At 66.9% G+C, this 18,982-nt stretch carries 17 protein-coding genes; 6 read left to right on the forward strand and 11 right to left on the reverse strand.

The genetic code is table 11. The features are described from left to right. Positions 1-12: 12 nt before the first annotated feature. Positions 13-744: a siderophore-interacting protein gene (locus AC5Y49_RS22415; RefSeq protein WP_499891379.1), complete on the forward strand. Its 732-nt coding sequence runs from the start codon at positions 13-15 to the stop codon at positions 742-744. Here the strand turns inward: AC5Y49_RS22415 and AC5Y49_RS22420 are convergent. From AC5Y49_RS22420 to AC5Y49_RS22440, 5 genes are read right to left on the reverse strand one after another with little or no spacing between them, the layout of a single operon-like run. Next, positions 714-1,313: a TetR/AcrR family transcriptional regulator gene (locus AC5Y49_RS22420; RefSeq protein WP_499891381.1), complete on the reverse strand. Its 600-nt coding sequence runs from the start codon at positions 1,311-1,313 to the stop codon at positions 714-716. The two genes, AC5Y49_RS22415 and AC5Y49_RS22420, sit on opposite strands and share 31 nt — an antisense overlap. Beyond that, positions 1,313-2,536, reverse strand: a complete 1,224-nt coding sequence (locus tag AC5Y49_RS22425) for a cytochrome P450 (RefSeq protein WP_499891385.1) — start codon at positions 2,534-2,536, stop codon at positions 1,313-1,315. The genes AC5Y49_RS22420 and AC5Y49_RS22425 overlap by 1 nt, the downstream gene beginning before the upstream one ends. A 31-nt stretch (positions 2,537-2,567) precedes the next feature. Continuing rightward, positions 2,568-4,157 carry an FAD-binding oxidoreductase gene (locus AC5Y49_RS22430; RefSeq protein ID WP_499891388.1) on the reverse strand — a complete coding sequence of 530 codons (1,590 nt, stop codon included), beginning with the start codon at positions 4,155-4,157 and terminating at the stop codon, positions 2,568-2,570. After that, positions 4,154-5,521, reverse strand: coding sequence for an FAD-binding oxidoreductase (locus AC5Y49_RS22435; protein ID WP_499891390.1), 1,368 nt, complete (start codon positions 5,519-5,521; stop codon positions 4,154-4,156). The genes AC5Y49_RS22430 and AC5Y49_RS22435 overlap by 4 nt, the downstream gene beginning before the upstream one ends. A 24-nt stretch (positions 5,522-5,545) precedes the next feature. Further along, entirely contained in the window at positions 5,546-7,123 is a 1,578-nt protein-coding gene (locus tag AC5Y49_RS22440) for a succinic semialdehyde dehydrogenase (RefSeq protein ID WP_499891391.1), read from the reverse strand. A gap of 61 nt (positions 7,124-7,184) precedes the next feature. Between AC5Y49_RS22440 and AC5Y49_RS22445 the strand changes: the two genes are divergently transcribed. Both AC5Y49_RS22445 and AC5Y49_RS22450 read left to right on the forward strand, forming a co-directional pair. Further along, positions 7,185-8,060 (forward strand): uracil-DNA glycosylase, encoded by an 876-nt coding sequence (locus AC5Y49_RS22445; protein WP_499891392.1) that lies wholly within the window; start codon positions 7,185-7,187, stop codon positions 8,058-8,060. 20 nt (positions 8,061-8,080) lie between these two features. Continuing rightward, on the forward strand, positions 8,081-9,118 hold the full coding sequence (locus tag AC5Y49_RS22450) for an LLM class flavin-dependent oxidoreductase (RefSeq protein WP_499891485.1): 1,038 nt from the start codon (positions 8,081-8,083) through the stop codon (positions 9,116-9,118). A 75-nt stretch (positions 9,119-9,193) separates the two neighbouring features. Here AC5Y49_RS22450 and AC5Y49_RS22455 read toward each other — a convergent pair whose 3' ends face one another. Genes AC5Y49_RS22455 through AC5Y49_RS22465 form a run of 3 tightly spaced genes read right to left on the reverse strand, consistent with a single transcriptional unit; the run spans position 9,194 to position 11,263 of the window. Further along, positions 9,194-9,640, reverse strand: a complete 447-nt coding sequence (locus AC5Y49_RS22455) for a nitroreductase family deazaflavin-dependent oxidoreductase (RefSeq protein WP_499891394.1) — start codon at positions 9,638-9,640, stop codon at positions 9,194-9,196. Positions 9,641-9,644: 4 nt separating this feature from the next. Beyond that, positions 9,645-10,079, reverse strand: a complete 435-nt coding sequence (locus AC5Y49_RS22460) for an HIT family protein (RefSeq protein WP_499891395.1) — start codon at positions 10,077-10,079, stop codon at positions 9,645-9,647. Positions 10,080-10,099: 20 nt separating this feature from the next. After that, positions 10,100-11,263 (reverse strand): MalY/PatB family protein, encoded by a 1,164-nt coding sequence (locus AC5Y49_RS22465; RefSeq protein ID WP_499891397.1) that lies wholly within the window; start codon positions 11,261-11,263, stop codon positions 10,100-10,102. Between the two features lie 19 nt (positions 11,264-11,282). Here AC5Y49_RS22465 and AC5Y49_RS22470 point away from each other — a divergent pair, with 19 nt between their 5' ends. Then, complete coding sequence (locus AC5Y49_RS22470; protein ID WP_499891398.1) at positions 11,283-12,674, forward strand: amidase; 1,392 nt, start codon at positions 11,283-11,285, stop codon at positions 12,672-12,674. Here the strand turns inward: AC5Y49_RS22470 and AC5Y49_RS22475 are convergent. Then, positions 12,669-13,163, reverse strand: coding sequence for a DNA-deoxyinosine glycosylase (locus AC5Y49_RS22475; RefSeq protein ID WP_499891400.1), 495 nt, complete (start codon positions 13,161-13,163; stop codon positions 12,669-12,671). The genes AC5Y49_RS22470 and AC5Y49_RS22475 overlap by 6 nt on opposite strands. A gap of 41 nt (positions 13,164-13,204) precedes the next feature. Between AC5Y49_RS22475 and AC5Y49_RS22480 the strand changes: the two genes are divergently transcribed. Beyond that, positions 13,205-14,329 (forward strand): adenylate/guanylate cyclase domain-containing protein, encoded by a 1,125-nt coding sequence (locus tag AC5Y49_RS22480; protein ID WP_499891403.1) that lies wholly within the window; start codon positions 13,205-13,207, stop codon positions 14,327-14,329. 303 nt (positions 14,330-14,632) lie between these two features. Continuing rightward, positions 14,633-15,193: an ATP-binding transcription factor AbmR gene (abmR, locus tag AC5Y49_RS22485; RefSeq protein ID WP_499891406.1), complete on the forward strand. Its 561-nt coding sequence runs from the start codon at positions 14,633-14,635 to the stop codon at positions 15,191-15,193. 12 nt (positions 15,194-15,205) lie between these two features. On the opposite strand, the gene AC5Y49_RS22490 is transcribed toward abmR, so the two are convergent. Next, complete coding sequence (locus tag AC5Y49_RS22490) at positions 15,206-17,116, reverse strand: ABC transporter ATP-binding protein (protein ID WP_499891409.1); 1,911 nt, start codon at positions 17,114-17,116, stop codon at positions 15,206-15,208. Then, positions 17,113-18,867 (reverse strand): ABC transporter ATP-binding protein, encoded by a 1,755-nt coding sequence (locus AC5Y49_RS22495; protein WP_499891411.1) that lies wholly within the window; start codon positions 18,865-18,867, stop codon positions 17,113-17,115. Before AC5Y49_RS22495 ends, AC5Y49_RS22490 begins: the two co-directional genes overlap by 4 nt. Positions 18,868-18,982: the final 115 nt, after the last annotated feature.

The raw sequence follows: 18,982 nt of genomic DNA on the forward strand, positions 1-18,982 counted from the left end.
ACGCAAAGGCGAATGGCCGATCAGAAGGGGTCCCGTGGTTTCGCGGGTGCGGTGCTGAAGTTGATGGGCGCCGGTGATTATCGGTTGACCGTGACCGGTAAGCGCGAGATCAGCCCGCATTACCTGCGCCTGAGCTTCGACGCCGGCGGCCTGCTCGCCGACCATTCCCTACATCCGACGATGTGGATTCGGATGTGGTTCGCCGACCGCGGCAAAGCCCACCAGCGCGGTTATACGCTGGTCGACCCCGACCCAACCGCCGATACGGTGGATATCGAGTTCGCACTGCACGGCGGGATAGCGTCGCAGTGGGCGCGGAATGCGCAGCCCGGTGACACCATCGAGGCCACCGTGATGGGCAGTAAGTTCGCCATTCCGGAGCCGGCGCCGGCCGGGTACGTCATCGTCGGAGACACCGCGTCATTGCCGGCGATCAACTCACTGCTCGAAGCGATCGGCGACGCCCCGGCGCAGGTGTTCCTCGAGGCGGGACACGACGAGGACAAGGACCTACCGGTGGCGCGTGGTGCCGACGTCAACTGGGTGGACCGCAAGAATGCGGGTGAGGCGCTGGTGCAAACGGTGCGGTCGGCGGCCTTCGAGGCAAGCGAGCACTTCGGATGGGTCGCCTGCGACTCTCGCACCACCCGGTCGGTCGCCAAGGTGCTCCGTGAAGACTTCGGTATCCCGCGCAAATCGATTGCATCGCGGGCTTATTGGATGGTCGGACGCTCGATGGAATGAGCCGCCGGCGTCACGATCGGGACCACGAACTCCTCGATCATCGCCTGCTCGTCAACGTCGTCGCGGCCCGGAAAGATCAGCAGCGACGTGATCACCCGAACCAGCCAGCGCGCCCGGCGTTCGGTTGCCGCTGAAGCGTCGGCGCCCAACGAGGTGACGAACGCAGCAGCCAGGCCGGTGATCACGTCGGACCGCTCGGCCATCTCGCCACCGAGTGGCGGCTGGGTAGCCGCGAACCAGGCGGCGAGCGCAGGACTCTGGCGAACCAGGCGCAACGTGGTGGTGATGCCGGCGACCAGTCGTTCGCGTGGGTCGTCGACGCCGCTGATGTGCGATTTGATCGCGTGGTGGAGCCGATAGGTCTCGCGGTGTACGTACGCCGACCGCAGCGCCTCGCGGTTCTCGAAGTAGCGGTACAACGTCGCTCGGGAACACCCTGCAGCCCCGGCGATTTCGTTCATGCCGACCGATGCGGGATCTTGGCGGGTGAAAAGCTCCTCAGCGGCGTCGAGGATCTTGTCGGCAGCCACTTCGCCGCGGCGGGCCGCCAGCCAGTCGTTGCCCGCCATCACGACCTGACCCGGAACGGCACCGACAGCGGGCGCCGCACATAACTCCCTGGAGACCACACGATGCCGGACTCGTCGACCTCGAAATCCGGACAGCGGGCCAGCAATTCGGTCAATGCCACCCTCGACTGCATACGGGCCGCCGCGGCGCCCAGGCAGTGGTGGGCGCCGTGACTGAACGTCAAGATGTTGCGTGGACACCGGCGCACATCGAGCTCACCGGCATCCGGCCCGTACTGGCGCTCGTCGCGGTTGCCCGATCCGTAGAGCAACAGGACCCTACGCCCGGCCGGCACCGTGGTGTCGCCGATCGTCACGTCGCGGGTTGTGGTGCGGGCCAAGCCCTGCACCGGGGAGGTCAGCCGCAGCAGCTCATCCACCGCATCCGAGATCAGCTCGGGGTTGTCGACGAGCAGCTGTCGCTGGTCGGGGCGCTGATGCAGCAATTGGGTTGAGCCACCGAGCATTCCGGTGGTGGTGTCGTTACCGCCGGTGACCATCGTGAAGGTGAACGCGAGCACCGACAGGGTGCCGGCGATGTCGCCGTCGGCCCCGACGCCGGCGGCGACGAGATGCGAAACCGTGTCATCCTCGGGTTCGGTCCGGCGTCGCTCGATCAGCCCGGAGAAGTAGGCCATCATCGACCCCACGGCGTCTCCGGCGGTGGTCACCCCACCGTCGGAGGTGGTGGCCGCGACGATAGCCTGACTCCAACCGTCGAACTGGGTCCGGTCCTCCTCGGGAACGCCCAGGTAATGGGCGACGACCATCGATGGCAACGGTTTGAACAACTCGGCGACGATGTCGCCGCCGCCGTTGGCGCGCAACCTCTCGATACGCTGCACGACGAATTCGCGCACCTTGGGCTCCACCGCTTCGACCTGGCGCGGAGTGAAGCCGCGCGACACCAGCTTGCGAAACTCGGTGTGCACCGGGGGATCCTGCATCACCATTGGTGGGTTGTCCTGCAGCCCAATGAGTTCCAGTTCGCCGTATTTGACTGTGAGTCCCTGGGCCGATGAGAACGTCTCGTGGTCGCGCGCGGCCGCCCAGATATCGGGGTGCCGGGACAGTACGTAGTAGTCGTCGTCTGGTCTGGAGTCGGGAACAACGTGGTGCACCGGATCGTGATCGCGCAGCGCCTGGTACATCGGCCAGGGGTTCGGCCAGGTCTCGGCGGTGGCCAGTTCGAACCGAGGCTTATGAGACACTAGAGCTGTCATGTCTCATTCGTACGACAACGCGCAGTATGTGTCAACCTTTGGCGGGGATCAATACACCGGGATTCAGGATTGCGGCTGGGTCCAGCGCGGCTTTGGCGGCGGCGAGTGCGGCCGCGAACGGATCGGGCCGCTGCCGGTCATACCAAGGCCGGTGATCGCGGCCGACGGCGTGGTGGTGGGTGATGGTGCCGCCGTTGTCGAGGATGGCTTGCGAGACGGCGGCCTTGATGTCGTCCCACTGGGTTACCGTGCTGCCCCAGCGGCCGGCGGCATAGATGCCGTAATAGGGCGCGGGCCCGTCGGGGTAGACGTGGGTGAACCGGCAGGTCACCAGCCCGGCGCCGGCGACCTCGGCGATGGCGGCATGAGCGGCGGCGGTGACGGCCTGATGCAGCGACTCGAAACCGTCCCAGGTGCATGCGGTCTCGAACGTTTCCACGATCATCGAGCGACGGGCGAGCGCGTCGCGCTGGTAGGGCATCCGCAGGAAGGCTGAGCGCCACGCCGACGCCGAGTCGCCAGGCTCGCGATCTTTGCTTCGCCGGGCAGTGACGGTGCCACCGTGGTCGGCGGCGAGCTGCACCGCACGGTCCAGCCAGACGTCCACCGGATGATCCGCGGATTCGAACGCGACCAGTAATAAGCCGCCGCCGGCGGTGACGCCGGCATTGATGAAAGCCTCGGCGGGGTCGAGCAACCGGCAGTTCGACGGGTACAGCCCGGCCTGGGCGATCGACCGGGTGGCCGCGACCGCGTGCTCGTACTGCTCGAAGGTGATCGAGGCGGTGACTTGCCAGCGGGGGCGCTGCTGGAGGCGCATCGAGGCTTCGGTGATGACGCCGAGAATTCCTTCGGAGCCGAGGAACATCCGGTCCGGCGACGGGCCGGCACCCGAGCCGGGCAGCCGCCGCGACGCTACGACGCCGGACGGAGTGATGATTCGCATCGACTCGGTGAGGTCGTCGATGTGGGTGTAGAGCGTGGCGAAGTGTCCGCCGGCACGGGTGGCCAACCAGCCGCCCAGCGTGGAGTAGGCGAACGACTGCGGGTAGTGCCGCAACGTCAGGGCGTGCGGGCGAAGCGCGTCCTCCAGGGCGGGACCGTAGCTGCCGGCCTGGATCCGCGCGGTGCGACTGACCGGGTCGACGTCGGGGACGCGATCGAGGCGGCCGAGATCGAGCGACACCGCCGGACCGTCGAACCGAGGCTCGACGCCGCCGACCACCGAACTGCCGCCGCCATAAGGGATTACGGGTGTGCCGGTGGTCGAGCACCAGTCCAGCACGTCGACCACGTCTTGTTCGACCTGCGGCCGGGCGACGAGGTCCGGAACATGATCGAGCTGGCCGAGCAGGTTGCGCACGACGTCTCGAAACGCCTTGCCGCGGGCATGGGACAGCCGGTCGACGGGGTCGTCGCTGCAGAGCTGTGCCAATGCGGCCGGCGGACGGACCCGGGCCGCGGCGACACCGAGCGTCGCCGGGTCGGGCGGGGGATGGTCGGTGAAGTCATGGCCGGGCAACATGGCAGCGGTCCGGGCAACCAGGTCGGCGGACTCGGACGGCGACAACTCGTCTGCGGCGGCGCCCCAGCCCCACCAGGACCGCGCCGGCGCCGTCATACCCCGGCGCCGGGATTCAAAATGCCTTGCGGATCCAGTGCATCTTTGATGCGGCGGTTCAACGCCATCGCGTCCGGGCCCAGATAGTCGGCCAGCCAGGGCCGCTTCAACCGGCCGACACCGTGTTCACCGGTGATCGTGCCGCCCAGCCGGGTGGCCAGGTCCATGATTTCCCCGTAGGCCAACTGCGCCCGCTCGGTCATCGCCGGGTCGGCGGGGTCGTAGACGATCAGCGGATGGGTGTTGCCGTCGCCGGCGTGCGCGATCACCGAGATCATCAACTCGCGCTCGGCGGCGATACGGGCTATCCCGCCGACCAGGTCGGCCAGCGCGGGCAGCGGGACACCGACGTCTTCGAGCAGCAGCGGGCCTTTGGCCTCCACCGCCGGAATCGCAAATCGGCGGGCAGCGACGAACGCCTCGCCCTCTTCCGGGTCGTCAGTGGAAAACACTTCGGAGGCACCGTGTTCGGTGAACACGCCGGCCATGAACTCGGCGTCCTCGCAGCCCGCCCGGCCGCGCTCGTCGGAGCCGGCCAGCAGCATCGCGGCCGCACCGCGGTCCAGCCCCATCCGCAGCTTGTCCTCCACGGCGTTGATCGCGACGGAGTCCATGAACTCCAGCATCGCGGGGCGGATTCGCCCACTCACCGCCAGCACTGCCTCGGCAGCGGCCTCCACCGACGCGAAATTGGCCACCACCACACACGACGGCTGCTGCGGCGGAACCAGCCGCAACGTCACTTCGGTGATCACTCCCAGGGTGCCCTCGCTGCCGACGAACAGCTTGGTCAGCGAAAGCCCGGCGACGTCCTTGAGCCGCGGGCCGCCCAGTCGCACCGCGGTGCCGTCAGCCAGTACCACCTGCACGCCGAGCACATAGTCGGTGGTGACGCCGTATTTCACGCAGCACAGCCCGCCGGCGTTGGTCGCGATATTGCCGCCGATGCTGCAGATTTCGTAGGACGATGGGTCGGGCGGATACCACAGTCCGTACTCGGCGACGGTCTTCTTCACCTCGGCGTTGAGCAAACCGGGCTGGCACACCGCGGTCCGGGTGACCGGGTCGACGACGATGTCGCGCATCTTCTCCGTCGACAACACGATCCCGTCGTCGACGGCGGTGGCCCCGCCCGACAAGCCGGTGCCGGCGCCGCGGGTCACCACCGGAACCCGGTGCTCGCTGGCCCAGCGCAGGACGATCTGCACCTCTTCGGTGCGGCGCGGTCGCACCACCGCCAGCGGTTTACCCGCCGACGGGTCGAACGCGCGGTCTTGGCGATAGCCCTCGGTAACGGCCGGATCGGTGACCACCATCCCGTCCGGCAACTCGGCGATCAGACCCGCCAGCACTTCCGCACTCACGCAGGCGATCCTACGGACCGCGACCTATTTCACCCCGGGCAACCGGCGCAGCAACCGCAGACCGGTGGTCATCACCCGGGCATACCGGTCGGCCCGCGCCCAGGTCGGGGCGCCCACCGGCAGCAGGCGTTCGGTCGCGATGGTCTGGGACTCGGTGTACTTCAGGATCCCGTGCTCGCCGTGGCGCCGTCCGACGCCGGAGTCCTTCATGCCGCCCATCGGGGCGTCGACGGACGCCCAGGCTGCGGCGTACGCCCCGTTGACGTTCACCGTGCCGGCCTGTAGTTGCGCGGCCACCCGCCGGCCCCGGGCCGCATCGTTGGTCCACACCGCGAAGTTCAACCCGTAGTCGCTGTCGTTGGCCTTGTCGATGGCCTCGCGCTCCGACTCGACGGGATAGAGCGAGACGACGGGCCCAAATGTTTCGTCAGCGAATGCGTCCATACCCTCACGCACGTCGCTCAGGATCGTGGGCTCGTAGAAGTAGGGGCCGATGTCGGGTCGGGGCCGTCCGCCCGCCAGCACGGTGGCGCCCTTGTCCACCGCGTCGTCGACGTGATCGGTGACAGTTCGCAACTGAGTCTCACTGATCAGCGATCCCATGTCCGCTGAATAGTCCAGTGCGCCTGACAATGTCATCGCCTTGGTTGCTTTGACGAACGCGCTGACGAAGTCCTCCCACAGCGACTTGGCCACATAGATGCGTTCGATGGAAATACACAGTTGGCCGGCGTTGGAGAACGCGGCGCGCACCGCCCCGGCTGCCGCGCGCGAGACGTCGGCGTCGTCGAGGACTAGGAGCGCGTTCTTGCCGCCGAGTTCCATCGAGCAGTCGATGAGTCGCTCGGCGGCCTGCTTGGCGACATGGCGTCCGGTACTGGTGGAACCGGTGAACATCAAATAATCCGCCTGCTCGATGATCGGGGTGCCCAACTCCGATCCAGGTCCGGTGACCAGCTGGACCAAACCCTTCGGCATCCCGGCCTCCTCGAGCAGGCTGACCGCCCACAGCGCCGAAAAGGGTGTCCTGTCATCGGGTTTGGCCAACACCGCGTTGCCGGCGACTATCGCCGGAATCGCGTCGCTGATGCCGAGGGTCAGCGGATAGTTCCACGGCGAGATGATGCCGACCAGCCCCTTCGGGTGGCGGTGCTCCCAGACTTCGGTGAGCACCAATTGCACACCCTGGCGCCGCTTGGGCTTCAGGTACTCCTCGGCGGTGTGCGCGTAATAACGGGCAGTCAGGCAGACGTCGATGACCTCCTCGAAGGCATGCCGGCGCGCCTTGCCGTTCTCCAACTGGAGAAGGTCGAGCACCTCGTTCTGCCGTGCCAACACCAGGTCATGGAAACGCAGCAGCACGGCTGCCCGCTCGCCGATCGGGCGCGCCGCCCAGTCCGGTTGGACGGCGCGGGCACGCGATGCGGCGGCTGCGACATCGGCTGACGAGCAGTGCGGCACCCGGCCCAGCGGCTCGCCGGTCATCGCATTGGTGATCTGCCGGTGCCGACTGCCATCGGCAGCTTCGACGCGCCGCGCCAACGTTTCGAGCAGCGGGCCGACGTCGCGGGCGGACCGCTCGGGTGAGCGAAGTGCATTCATGACCCGGTGACTAGCCGTTCGCGTGCTGGAGGAAACAATGCCGACCCCGGTCGGCCGTTGAATGTCGTTCGGCGTGCACAGTAGACGGGTGAGCCTTGCCCAACTGGCCCATCCACGAACCGGCGCTCTCTTCGATTCGCCGGTGCTGCCCGGGACCGGCTGGCCTGGTGACCCCGCCACCCCCCACACCGCGATGGCTTCCGCGGCGGCCCAGGTCGTTGCGATGGCCGAGGCCGCCGAGACGGTGGACCAACTCGACGCGGAGGTGTCGGTGTGCCGGGCCTGCCCGCGACTGGTCGAGTGGCGCGAACAGGCGGCTCTGACCAAACGGCGCTCGTTCGCCGATCAGCCGTATTGGGGCAGGCCGGTGCCGGGTTGGGGTGTCGAGCGGCCGCGGGTGATGATCGTCGGCCTGGCTCCGGCCGCCAATGGCGCCAATCGGACCGGCCGGATGTTCACCGGCGACCGCTCGGGCGACGTGCTCTATGCGGCCATGTATCGGGCCGGGCTGGCGAGCTCGCCGATCAGCGTGGACGCCGCGGACGGGTTGATGCTGCACGGCACGCGGATCGCGGCCGCGGTGCGATGCGCACCGCCGGCCAATGCGCCCACACCCGCCGAGCGGGCCACCTGCGCGCCGTGGTTGACCGCTGAATGGCGGCTGACCGGCGACGACGTGCGGGTCATCGTTGCGCTAGGTGGCTTCGGCTGGCGATCGGCGCTGGACATGGTCCGCGCGGGCGGCGGCCAGGTTCCGCGGCCGCAACCGAAGTTCGGGCACGGCGCCACCGCTACGGTGCGGGGCGCCCACGGCGAGGTGGCGCTGGTGGGCTGCTATCACCCCAGCCAGCAGAACACCTTCACCGGCAAGCTGACCACCGCGATGCTCGACGACGTGTTCAGCCGGGCCGCGGCGCTGGCCGGACTATCCCGATGACCGGTGGCGTTGAGGGCAACATGCGGCTTTCCGTTCTCGATCTCGTCCCGGTGCGCACCGACCAGACCACCGCCGATGCGCTGGCGGCCACGGTACGACTGGCGCAGGTCGCTGACCGGCTCGGTTACACCCGCTATTGGGTCGCCGAGCATCACAACATGCCGTCGGTGGGCGCCACCAGTCCGCCGGTGCTGATCGCTTACCTCGCCGCCCAGACCACGCGGCTGCGGCTGGGGTCAGGTGGTGTCATGCTGCCCAATCACGCGCCGCTGGCCGTGGCCGAACAGTTCGCGCTGCTGGAAGCGGCCGCGCCGGGCCGCATCGATCTTGGCATCGGCCGGGCACCGGGCTCCGACCCGGTGACATCGGTGATGCTGCGCGGCGCAGCCGGCCGCGACGACCGGGATATCGAGCAGTTCCCGGACTATCTCGACCACGTGCGGGCGATGATGAGCAGTAGTGGCGTGCAGGTGCAACTGCGTGACGGCGACTACCTGCTCAAGGCCACTCCGGCCGCAGCCACCGAGCCGCGGTTGTGGCTGCTGGGGTCATCGATGTATTCGGCGCGGCTGGCCGCGGCCAAGGGGCTGCCCTATGTGTTCGCCCACCACTTCTCCGGGAAGGGGACCGACGAGGCGCTGGCGCTCTACCGGTCGCAGTTCGTGCCCAGCGAGCTGGCCGCCGAGCCGCTCACGTTTCTGACCGTCAACGCCGTCGTCGCCGAAACGCGGGACGAGGCAACGGCATTGATGCTGCCGAACCTGCAGATGATGGCGCGGTTGCGCACCGGCCAACCGTTGGGGCCTTTACAGCTCGTCGAAGACGCCGACAACGCGAACCTGACACCGCAACAGCAGCACATCGTCGAAAGCGGCCTGCGGCGCGCGGTCGTCGGCACACCGGCCGAGGCGGCCGAACAGGTGCGTGCGCTGGCTGCGCGGTTCGACGTCGACGAAGTGATGGTCAACCCAGTGGCCGCGGCCCGTCGCGGCACCGACCCGGCGACCGCTCCCGGCCGGGAAACCACGCTGGAGTTGCTGGCGAAAGAGCTGTTTTAAACGGGCCGACCATCGCCGAATGTGAAGCTGTTGCGAGAAAATTCAGAAATTTTCGCAACAGTTTCACGCTCGGCGCTAAGGCGTCAGCACGATCACCGGAATCGGCCGCGTTGTCTTGCGCTGGTAGGCCTCGTAGCGGCCGGCGTTGTTGTCGTTGACGATCTGCCACAGCCGGGCATAGTCCGGGTCGTCGGGAAGTACCGGCCGCGCCGTCACGGCGAATCGCCGTGACCCGACGTTGATGTCGACGTTCGGGTGGGCTTTGAGGTTGTGATACCAGCCCGGCGACCGGGGGTCGCCGCCTTTCGACGCGACGATCAGATACGAGTCGCCATCACGGGCATAGCTCAACGACGTGGTGCGCGGCTTGCCGGTCTTGGCGCCGATCGTGTGCAGCAGCAACATCGGTGGGATGCCGGGGAACCGATGTCCGATCCTGCCGTTGGTGCCTTTGTAGATTGCGTCGTGGGCGCGCAGCAGTCGTGCTCCGAACTGCTGCTCGACCAATCGGGAGATGTCCATTTCTTCAGTCTGACTGCCGGGCGTCGATTCGCGCCAGCGCGTCACGCAGGATCTGCCCGGTGGCGTCCCGGTCGGAGTCGCGGCGCAGCAGCATTCCCTTGGCCACCGCCAGCTTGTCGCCGTTGCGGCGCGGCAGCACATGCAAGTGGATGTGGGAAACGGTTTGGAAGGCCGCACGCCCGTCATTGATCGCGATGTTGGTCGCGTCGGCCAACTCGGTGGTGCGGGCCGCCTTGGCGATGCGCTGTCCGATTGTCACCATGTCGGCCAGTGTCTGCGGCGGAGTGTCGGTCAGATCGGCCGTGTGCCGTTTGGGCACCACCAGCGTGTGGCCCCGCGTGAATGGACGGATATCGAGGATCGCCAGGTAGTCGTCGTTTTCGTAGATGCGGATGGCCGGGGCTTCGCCGGCGACGATCGCGCAGAACACACAGGACATAAGGCCACGGTAGCGACAGCTCACGCCGACAAGGCGGCCGCCATCGCCGCAAGTGCGCGATCCAGGATTGCCCGCGGCGTCGCGAAGTTCAGCCGCGCGAACCCGGAGCTCACCGTGGGCCCGAACGGGATGCCGGGAGACAGCGCCACCTTGGCCTTGGCCAACAGGTAGTCGGCAGGCTCAGTGGGCAGATTCAGCGCGCGAAAATCCACCCACGACATATAGGTGGCCTCCGGAGCGTTGATCCGCACTCCGGGAACCGACTCGGGCAGGGCGCGGGCCAGGTGGTCGCGATTGGTCTGCAGGTAGCCCAGCAGCTCGTCCAGCCAGCCGGCGCCGTGCTTGTAGGCGGCGATGTTGGCGCGGATACCGACGGTAGAGGCGCCCATCTTGTGCAGCATGTTGATCCGGTCCCACTCGTCGATGTCACGGGAATTGGACAGCACCACCTGGGCGCACATCAGGCCGGGCAGGTTCCACCCCTTGGATGCCGACAGCAGCGTGACCACGGTGTCGGCGGCCGCTTCGGAGACCGAGGCAGCGGCCACGTGCGGTCGCCCGTAGACCAGTGGCGCGTGGATCTCGTCGGCGATGACCCGAGCGTTGTGGGCGGCTGCGATGTCGACGATGGCGCGCAGCTCATCGGCGGTGAACGCGGTGCCCAGCGGATTGTTGGGATTGCACAGAATCAGGGATCCGGCCCCGGCGGCGAACGCGGCGTCAAGCGCGTCCAGGTCCATCACGTACCGGCCCGAAACGTCTTGATTCATCACGATTTCCACCCGCTGCCGGCCGGTGACCCGCAACACGTCGAAAAACGGCATGTATGCCGGAACGGGCAACACCACCGGGCTCTCCGGGCGGGTGAGGAAATTGACGACGACTTCCATACCTTTGAGCACATCGGGAACGACGCGGACCGACTCGGGCGCCACCTGCCACCCGTAGCGCAGTCGGCACCAATCGGCGGTGGCCCGCGGCAGTTCGTCCTCGCCGAACGGCGGATAGCCGAACTCCTCGTTGTCAACACACGCGCGGACCGCGTCGCGCACCGCCGGTGCGGTGGGGAAATCCATTTCGGCGATCCACATCGCCAACACATCGGGTTCGAAGAAGTTCCACTTGATGGTGTTGCGCCCGCGCAACTGGTCCTCGGTCAACAAATCGAACATGCTGTCCTGCATATCAGTAGTGTGCCTGCATATGGACCCGCGCGAGCTCGCCTTCGCCGGGGCGGCCGAGCAGGCGCGGATGTTGGCTGCGGGCACGCTCACCGCTCCCGCGCTGCTCGAGGTCTACCTGGAGCGCATCGCACGGCTGGACCCGCAGCTGCGGTCGTATCGCACCGTGCTGGCCGGCACCGCGCGTGAGGAGGCGCTAAAGGCGCAGAGCCGCCTCGACGCCGGCGAACGGCTGCCGCTGCTCGGGGTGCCGGTCGCGATCAAGGACGACGTCGACATCGCCGGGCAGACAACGGCTTACGGCACCAGCGCACATGGCTCGGTGGTAACCCATGACGCCGAGGTGGTGCGTGCGTTACGCGCGGCCGGCGCGGTGATCCTCGGCAAGACCGCGGTGCCCGAGCTGATGATGATGCCCTACACCGAATCGGTGACGTTCGGTGCAACCCGCAACCCATGGGATGTGTCTCGCACACCGGGCGGCAGTAGCGGCGGCAGCGGCGCGGCGGTGGCCGCCGCGCTGGCCCCGTTGGCATTGGGTTCCGACGGTGGCGGCTCGATCCGCATCCCGTCGAGTTGGTGTGGTGTGTTCGGTCTCAAACCGCAGCGCGACCGGGTCTCGCTGGCGCCGCACGACGACGCCTGGTGTGGCCTGAGCGTCAGCGGCCCGATTGCACGTTCGGTGACCGACGCCGCCCTGTTCCTGGATGCGACGACGACGCTGCCGGGCCCCGAGGGCGGATTCGTCGCAGCCGCGACACGAACTCCCGGCCGGCTGCGAATCGCGTTGAGCACCAAGGTTCCACCACCGTTGATGGTGCGATGCGGCAAGCAGCAGCGGGCGGCGGTCGAGCAGGCGGGCGCGCTGCTGCGCAACTTGGGTCACCACGTCATCGCCCGCGACCCCGACTATCCATCGACGGCGATCTACGGCAACTATTTGCCACGCTATTTCCGCGGTATCTACAACGACTTTCGGTCATTGCCTCATCCGGAGCGGTTGGAGGCGCGCACCCGAAACATGGCGCGGATCGGGCGCCTGTTCTCCGATCGGCGGATGGCGACGGTGCGTGCCGGTGAGGCGGCGCTGGCCGCGCGCATCCAGTCGATCTTCGACGACGTCGACGTGCTCGTCACTCCTGCGAACGCCACCGGGCCACAGCGTGTCGGCGCCTACCAACGCCGCGGCGCGATTTCCTCGTTGCTGCTGGTTTCGGCCCGGGTGCCGTTCTTCGAGATCTGGAATCTGACCGGTCAGCCGGCCGCCGCGGTGCCGTGGGATCTCGACGCCGCCGGCCTGCCGTTGTCGGTCCAGTTGATCGGCCGCCCCTACGACGAGGTGACGCTGCTGGCGCTCAGCGCCCAGATCGAAGCGGCGCGGCCGTGGACGCAGCGCCGCCCACCGGTGTCATGACGCGGCAACCACCCGCCAGGCGGCCAGCTTCTCACCGTGCCGCATCGCGCGAGCCGGACTGGTCGACGGCAGTAGCTGGTAGGTGAGCGGCAGGTCGACGTCGGTCAGCTTGCCGAACAGCGTGGCCGCCGTCTGGCCGTTGAAATACACCCTGGTGATACCACGGTGGGCGTTGAAGAACGTGTCAAAGTCGTTGGGCACCAAGCTCTTAGGCTCAATTTTGGCGTCTGCGCTACCTGACCGACGACACCGGTGCAGCACATCCCACAGCGCTACCCGGTGGTATTGCAATGCGGTCAACCGGCTTTGGTACGGAGCGCGCGCGTCGAAGCCGAAGAGTTCACTCATAATCGGCCAGAACGCGTTTCGCGGATTGGCGTAGTACTGCCGCGTACTCAAAGACTGGACACTGGGGAACGATCCCAGGACCAGTAACCGGGCGCCGTCGGCGACGACGGGCGGAAACCCTGTCAGCAGCGCTGTGGCCATCACCTCACATGATGGCCTGCCGACGATATACCTTGGCCACTGTGTCCGATCCCAACATCGAGCCCCTGCTCGAAGGTCTTGACGGCACCGCGCGCAGCGAGCGCGCCGAGCTGATCGAGTGGCTGCTCGACCAGGGGATCACCGTCGATGAGATCAGGACCGCCGATCCGCCCATGCTGCTGGCGTCGCGCCGAGTCGTCGGTGACGACGGCGTCTACGTCTCGACGCGGGAAATCAGCGAACGCTACGGCATCGACCTTGATCTGTTGCAACGCGTGCAACGTGCCATCGGGTTGGCCAGGGTCGAGGATCCCGATGCGGCTGTGCACATGCGGGCCGACGCTGAGGCCGCCGCCCATGTGCAACGGTTCCTCGAGACCGGGCTGGATCCAGACCACCTGGTACAAGTCGTTCGGGTGCTCGCCGAAGGACTTTCGCATGCCGCCGAGGTGATGCGCTACACCGCACTCGCGGCCATCCTGCGACCCGGTGCGACCGAACTGGAGATCGCCAAGGGATCTCAGGCGCTGGTCAGCCAGATCGCCCCGTTGCTGGGCCCGTGGATCGAGGACATGCTGTTCATGCATCTGCGACACCAGATGGAAACCGAGGCCGTCAACGCCAGTGAGCGTGCGGCAGGCAGTGCCTTGCCGGGCGCCCGAGAGGTCACGATCGCATTCGCCGATCTCGTTGGCTTCACCCGGCTGGGGGAGGCGGTCCCACCCGAGGATTTGGAGCAGCTCGCGAACCGGCTGGCCGATCTCGCTCGTGACATGGCCGTGCCGCCGGTGCGGTTCGTCAAGACCATCGGCGACGCGGTGATGCTCGTTTGCCCCGATCCGGTTCCGCTGCTGGACGCGGTGCTGAAGTTGGTCGAAGTCACTGACACCGACGAGGGCCTGCCCCGGCTGCGTGCCGGTGTCGCCTGCGGGCAGGCGGTGAGCCGGGCCGGTGACTGGTTCGGGAGCCCGGTGAATACCGCCAGCCGGGTGACCGGGGTGGCGCGCGCGGGTGCCGTCCTGGTCGCCGAGTCGGTGCAGACCGCAGTCGGCGACGGCAACGGTTTCAGCTGGTCATTCGCCGGGGCACGCCACCTCAAAGGCATCAAGGGCGAAGTAAAGCTGTATCGCGCCCGCCGCGGCGACGGCGTTGATGACGGGCCGTAGCGCCTCGGACGCCAGACCACATGAGGCAGGCCCGGAGGGCACTGGGGTTGCGTCTCTCTTATGCCGCGCGGCCGGCTCTGTCACCCCTGATGCCGGCACTTTGGATTAGCCACTTCCGGACCTGCTTCGCCCTTAAAGCTACAACTCGCGACGCGCCATATCAACGGTTTTCGCCATCGACATCGGCCTTCCGGCCGGTTCTGACGCAGGCTTTCGGGGCGCCGCCCGTGGTGGGCAACCGACCGCGTTCGCCGCCAGTGAAACGCCCTTCCACAATGACTGTAACGATGTAAGCATGTAAGCATGCGACATCATCATGTACACGGGCGGCGTTACGGCCGCCCTGGTGGCTGGCAGCAAGCCAATCAACCGGACGTCGGCGACGCCGCGGACTGGTTCGCCGGACGACTACCCGAAGGCTGGTTCGACGGCGATCCCGCGGTCATCGTCGACCGCGAAGAAATCACGGTCATCGGCAGACTGCCCGCGGCGTCCGATACGCAAGAAAGCGAAGCGCGTTCCTCCGGCCGCGTCTCGCGGTTCCGCGAAGACACCCGCGCGGAGCGCATGAACATCGCCGACGAGGCGCAGGAACGCTACGGCCGCAAAGTTTCCTGGGGAGTGGAGGTCGCCGGCGAGCGGATCCTGTTCACCCACATCGCGGTTCCGGTCATGACCCGGCTCAAACAACCGGAGCGCCAGGTGCTCGATACCCTGGTCGACGCCGGGGTGGCCCGGTCCCGGTCCGATGCGCTGGCGTGGGCGGTCAAACTGGTCGGCGAGCACACCGAGGACTGGCTGGCCAAGCTGCGTGACGCGATGTCGGTGGTCGACGACCTCCGCGCGCAAGGCCCCGAGCTTTAAGGTGACCCGCCGCTAGGCCTGCGTCATCTCGTAATAGGCACCCCGGCGCGTCATCAGCTCGGCGTGGCTGCCGCGCTCGATGATCTTGCCCGACTCCATCACCAGGATGACATCGGCGTCGCGGATCGTCGAAAGACGATGCGCGATAAGGAAACTCGTCCTCCCGCGCCGAAGCTGACGCATGGCATGCTGGACCAGCAGCTCGGTGCGAGTGTCCACCGAACTGGTCGCCTCGTCGAGGATCAGCAGTTGCGGTCGGGCCAGGAAAGCACGCGCGATGGTGATCAGCTGTTTCTCGCCGGCGCTGATGTTGCCGCCGTCGTCGCTGACCCGAGTCTGGTAGCCGTTCGGCAGCGTGTGCACGAACCGGTCCACGTAGGCCGCTTTGGCCGCCGCGATCACCTCATCGTCGCTGGCGCCCGGCCGACCATAGGCAATGTTCTCGGCGATCGTCCCGCCGAACAGCCAGGTGTCCTGCAGCACCATGCCGATACGGGATCGCAGCGAATGCCGGCTCACCGAAGCGATGTCGACACCGTCGATCAGGATCCGGCCGGAGTCCAGATCGTAGAAACGCATCAATAGGTTCACCAACGTGGTCTTGCCTACCCCGGTCGCCCCGACGATGGCCACGGTGCTGCCGGGTTCCGCGACGAGCGACAGGTCATCGATCACCGGTGTTCCCGGGCGGTAGGCGAAGCTGACGTGCTCGAATTCCACTCGTCCGGTGGGGCTTTGGCCATTGAGCGACGGCAATAACGCCGGGTGATCGCGACTTTCCTCGGGCTCGTCGAGCAGTTCGAACACCCGCTCGGCGCTGGCCACTCCGGACTGCAGCGTGTTGTACATCGCCGCCACTTGGGTCAACGGCCAATTGAATTGGCGGACATATTGGATGAACGCCTGGATGCTGCCCACAGTGATCTGACCGGTCGCCACCTGCAGCCCGCCGATCACCGCCACCGCGACATAACTCAGGTTGCCGATCAGCATGGTGGCCGGTGACACCAGCCCGGAAAAGAACTGGGCGCCGAAACTGGTCTGGTACACGTCGTGGTTGAGGCGGCAGAACTGATCCTCGGCCTCGGCCCGGTGACCGAATGCCTTGACCAGTGTGAAGCCGCTGTAGGTCTCCTCGATGTGAGCGTTGAGCCGCCCGGTGTTGGCCCACTGGGCGACGAACAGCCGCTGCGAGCGGCGAGCGATCGCCCGAGTGGTCAACAGTGACAACGGCACGGTCAGCAAGATGATCCCGGTCAGCAGCGGCGAGATGGTCAGCATCATCACCAGCACCGTCGCGATGGTCAGCACCGCGCTCAACAACTGGGTGATCGTCATCGACAGCGAAGTCTGCACGTTGTCGATGTCGTTGGTGACCCGGCTGAGCACCTCACCGCGCTGCCGCCCGTCGAAGTAAGCCAGCGGCAATCGGTGGACCTTCGCCTCGACGTCGGAGCGCAGCGCCCGCAGCGTGCGCTGCACGGTGACGTTGAGCAGTCGAGCTTGCGCCCAAATCATCACGCCCGCAATAAGATACAAGGCTAGCGCCACCGCCAGGGTACGGGCCACAGCGGAGAAATTCACCCCTTGACCCGGCACCACATTCATTCCGGACAGCAGATCGGCGAAGGTGTTGTTGCCACGCGCCCGGGCCGCCTCGACGGCCTCTGCCTTGCTGAGACCGGCCGGCAACTGTCGGCCGATCACGCCGTTGAAGAGCAGATCAGTCGCGTGGCCCAGTATCCGCGGAACCACGACTCCTATCGCGGTGCCGCAGATCCCCAGCGCGATGACCGCCGACGCCAACCCGCGTTGCGGCGCCAGGCGTTTCACCAGCCGAATGGCTGAAGTCCAGAAGTCGCGGGACCGCTCCGTCGGCGCCTGCACCACACCGCGCATCGGCCGGTTCATTGCAGCGGTCATCGGGTATCTCCCACACCGGCCGACATCGACTGCGACTCCGCAAAGTCCGCATAGGCTGCGCAGTCGGCCAATAGCGATTCATGCGTGCCGGTGCCGACCACCCGTCCGTCGTCGACCACGATTACTTGATCGGCCTGAGTGACAGTGGAAATACGTTGCGCGACGACGATCACCGTTGCGTCCGCGGCGATCTCGCGTAACGACGCGCGCACCCGTACGTCGGTGTGCACGTCGAGGGCCGAGAAAGCGTCGTCGAACAGGTAGATGGCCGGCCGGCGAATCACCGCGCGGGCGATCGCCAGCCGCTGCCGCTGCCCGCCGGAAAAGTTGATGCCGCCCTGGGCAACTCGCATCGCCAAGCCGTCATCGTGCGCCCGCACGAATCCGTCGGCGGCGGCTACCCGCAGTGCTTCCCACATCTGTTCGTCGGTGACGACCTGTCCTGGGGTCGCGCCCAGCCGAAGATTGTCGGCGACGGTGCCGGAGAACAGATACCCGCGCTGCGGCACCAGGCCGATGCCTGCCCACAGCTGTTCGATGTCGCGGTCCCGTACGTCGACACCGTCGACCCGAACGCAGCCGGTGGTGACGTCGTAGAGCCGGCAGATCAGCGATACCAGCGTCGACTTGCCCGAGCCGGTGCTGCCGACAATGGCGGTCGTGGTGCCCGGTGTCGCGGTCAACGAGATATCCTGCAGCACCGGACGATCCGCGCCCGGATAGCAGAACGTGGCCCGGTCGAGCCGCACCACCCCGCGTAGCTCTGCCGGTGGCCGGGCGGGATTCGACGGGTTGCTGATTGCCGGACGGGTGCCCAGCACCTCGGTGATCCGGTCCGCACACACCGAGGCTCGCGGCAATACCATCACCAGCGTCGTCGCCATCAGCACCGCCATCAGGATCTGGGTGAAGTACGCCAGAAAGGCGATCAGCGAGCCGACCTGCATCTGGCCCTGGTCGATGCGCAGGCCGCCGAACCAGATCAGCGCGACGCTGGAACAGTTGATGGTCAGCGTCGTCAGCGGCAACATCAGCGCCTGCCAGTTTCCAGCGGCCAGCGCAGTGTTCGACAAGGCGAGGTTGGCCTCGTCGAACCGGTGACGTTCGAACGGCTCCCGCGCGAATGCCCGGACCACCCGCACGCCGGAAAGCTGCTCGCGCATCACCCGGTTGATGTTGTCGAGCAGCCTTTGCATGCTGCGGAAGATCGGCAGCATGTGCGACACGATCCAGTAGTTCGACACGGCCAAGACCGGGACGCTGACCAGCAACAGCCAGGACAGCCCGGCGTCTTGATGAATGGCCATGAAGATGCCGCCGACACACATGATCGGTGCAGTGACCAGCACCGTGCAGCTCATCTGCACCAGGAACTGGATCTGGCGGACGTCGTTGGTGGTCCGGGTCAGCAGCGACGGCGCACCGAACCGGGCCGTCTCGTGGTCAGAGAACGTGGTGACGTGATGGAACATCGCCGAGCGCAGATCCCGCCCGAACCCCATTCCGGTGCGGGAGCCGAAGTAGACCGCGCCGATCGCGCACACCGCCTGCAGTCCGGTGACTGCCAGCATCACCGCGCCCAACCGAACGATGACGCCGGTGTCGCCCTTGGTGACCCCGTCGTCGATGATCGATGCGTTCAACGTCGGCAGATACAGCGACGCCAACGTGCTGATCAGTTGCAGCGTCATCACCGCCGCGACCAGCCATCGGTACGGCCGGACGTACTGGCGCAGCAGTGCCAGAAGCATTTGGTAACTGTCCCACATCCGGTGGCGCCGACTCGGGACGACCGCCGGTTGGCTCGGTGCACCGTTCGCACCCGCGACGGGATAACAAAGTCCAGGTCAGCGAGCGTGTCGGTGG

Source organism: Mycobacterium sp. NGS62 (genome assembly GCF_059812285.1).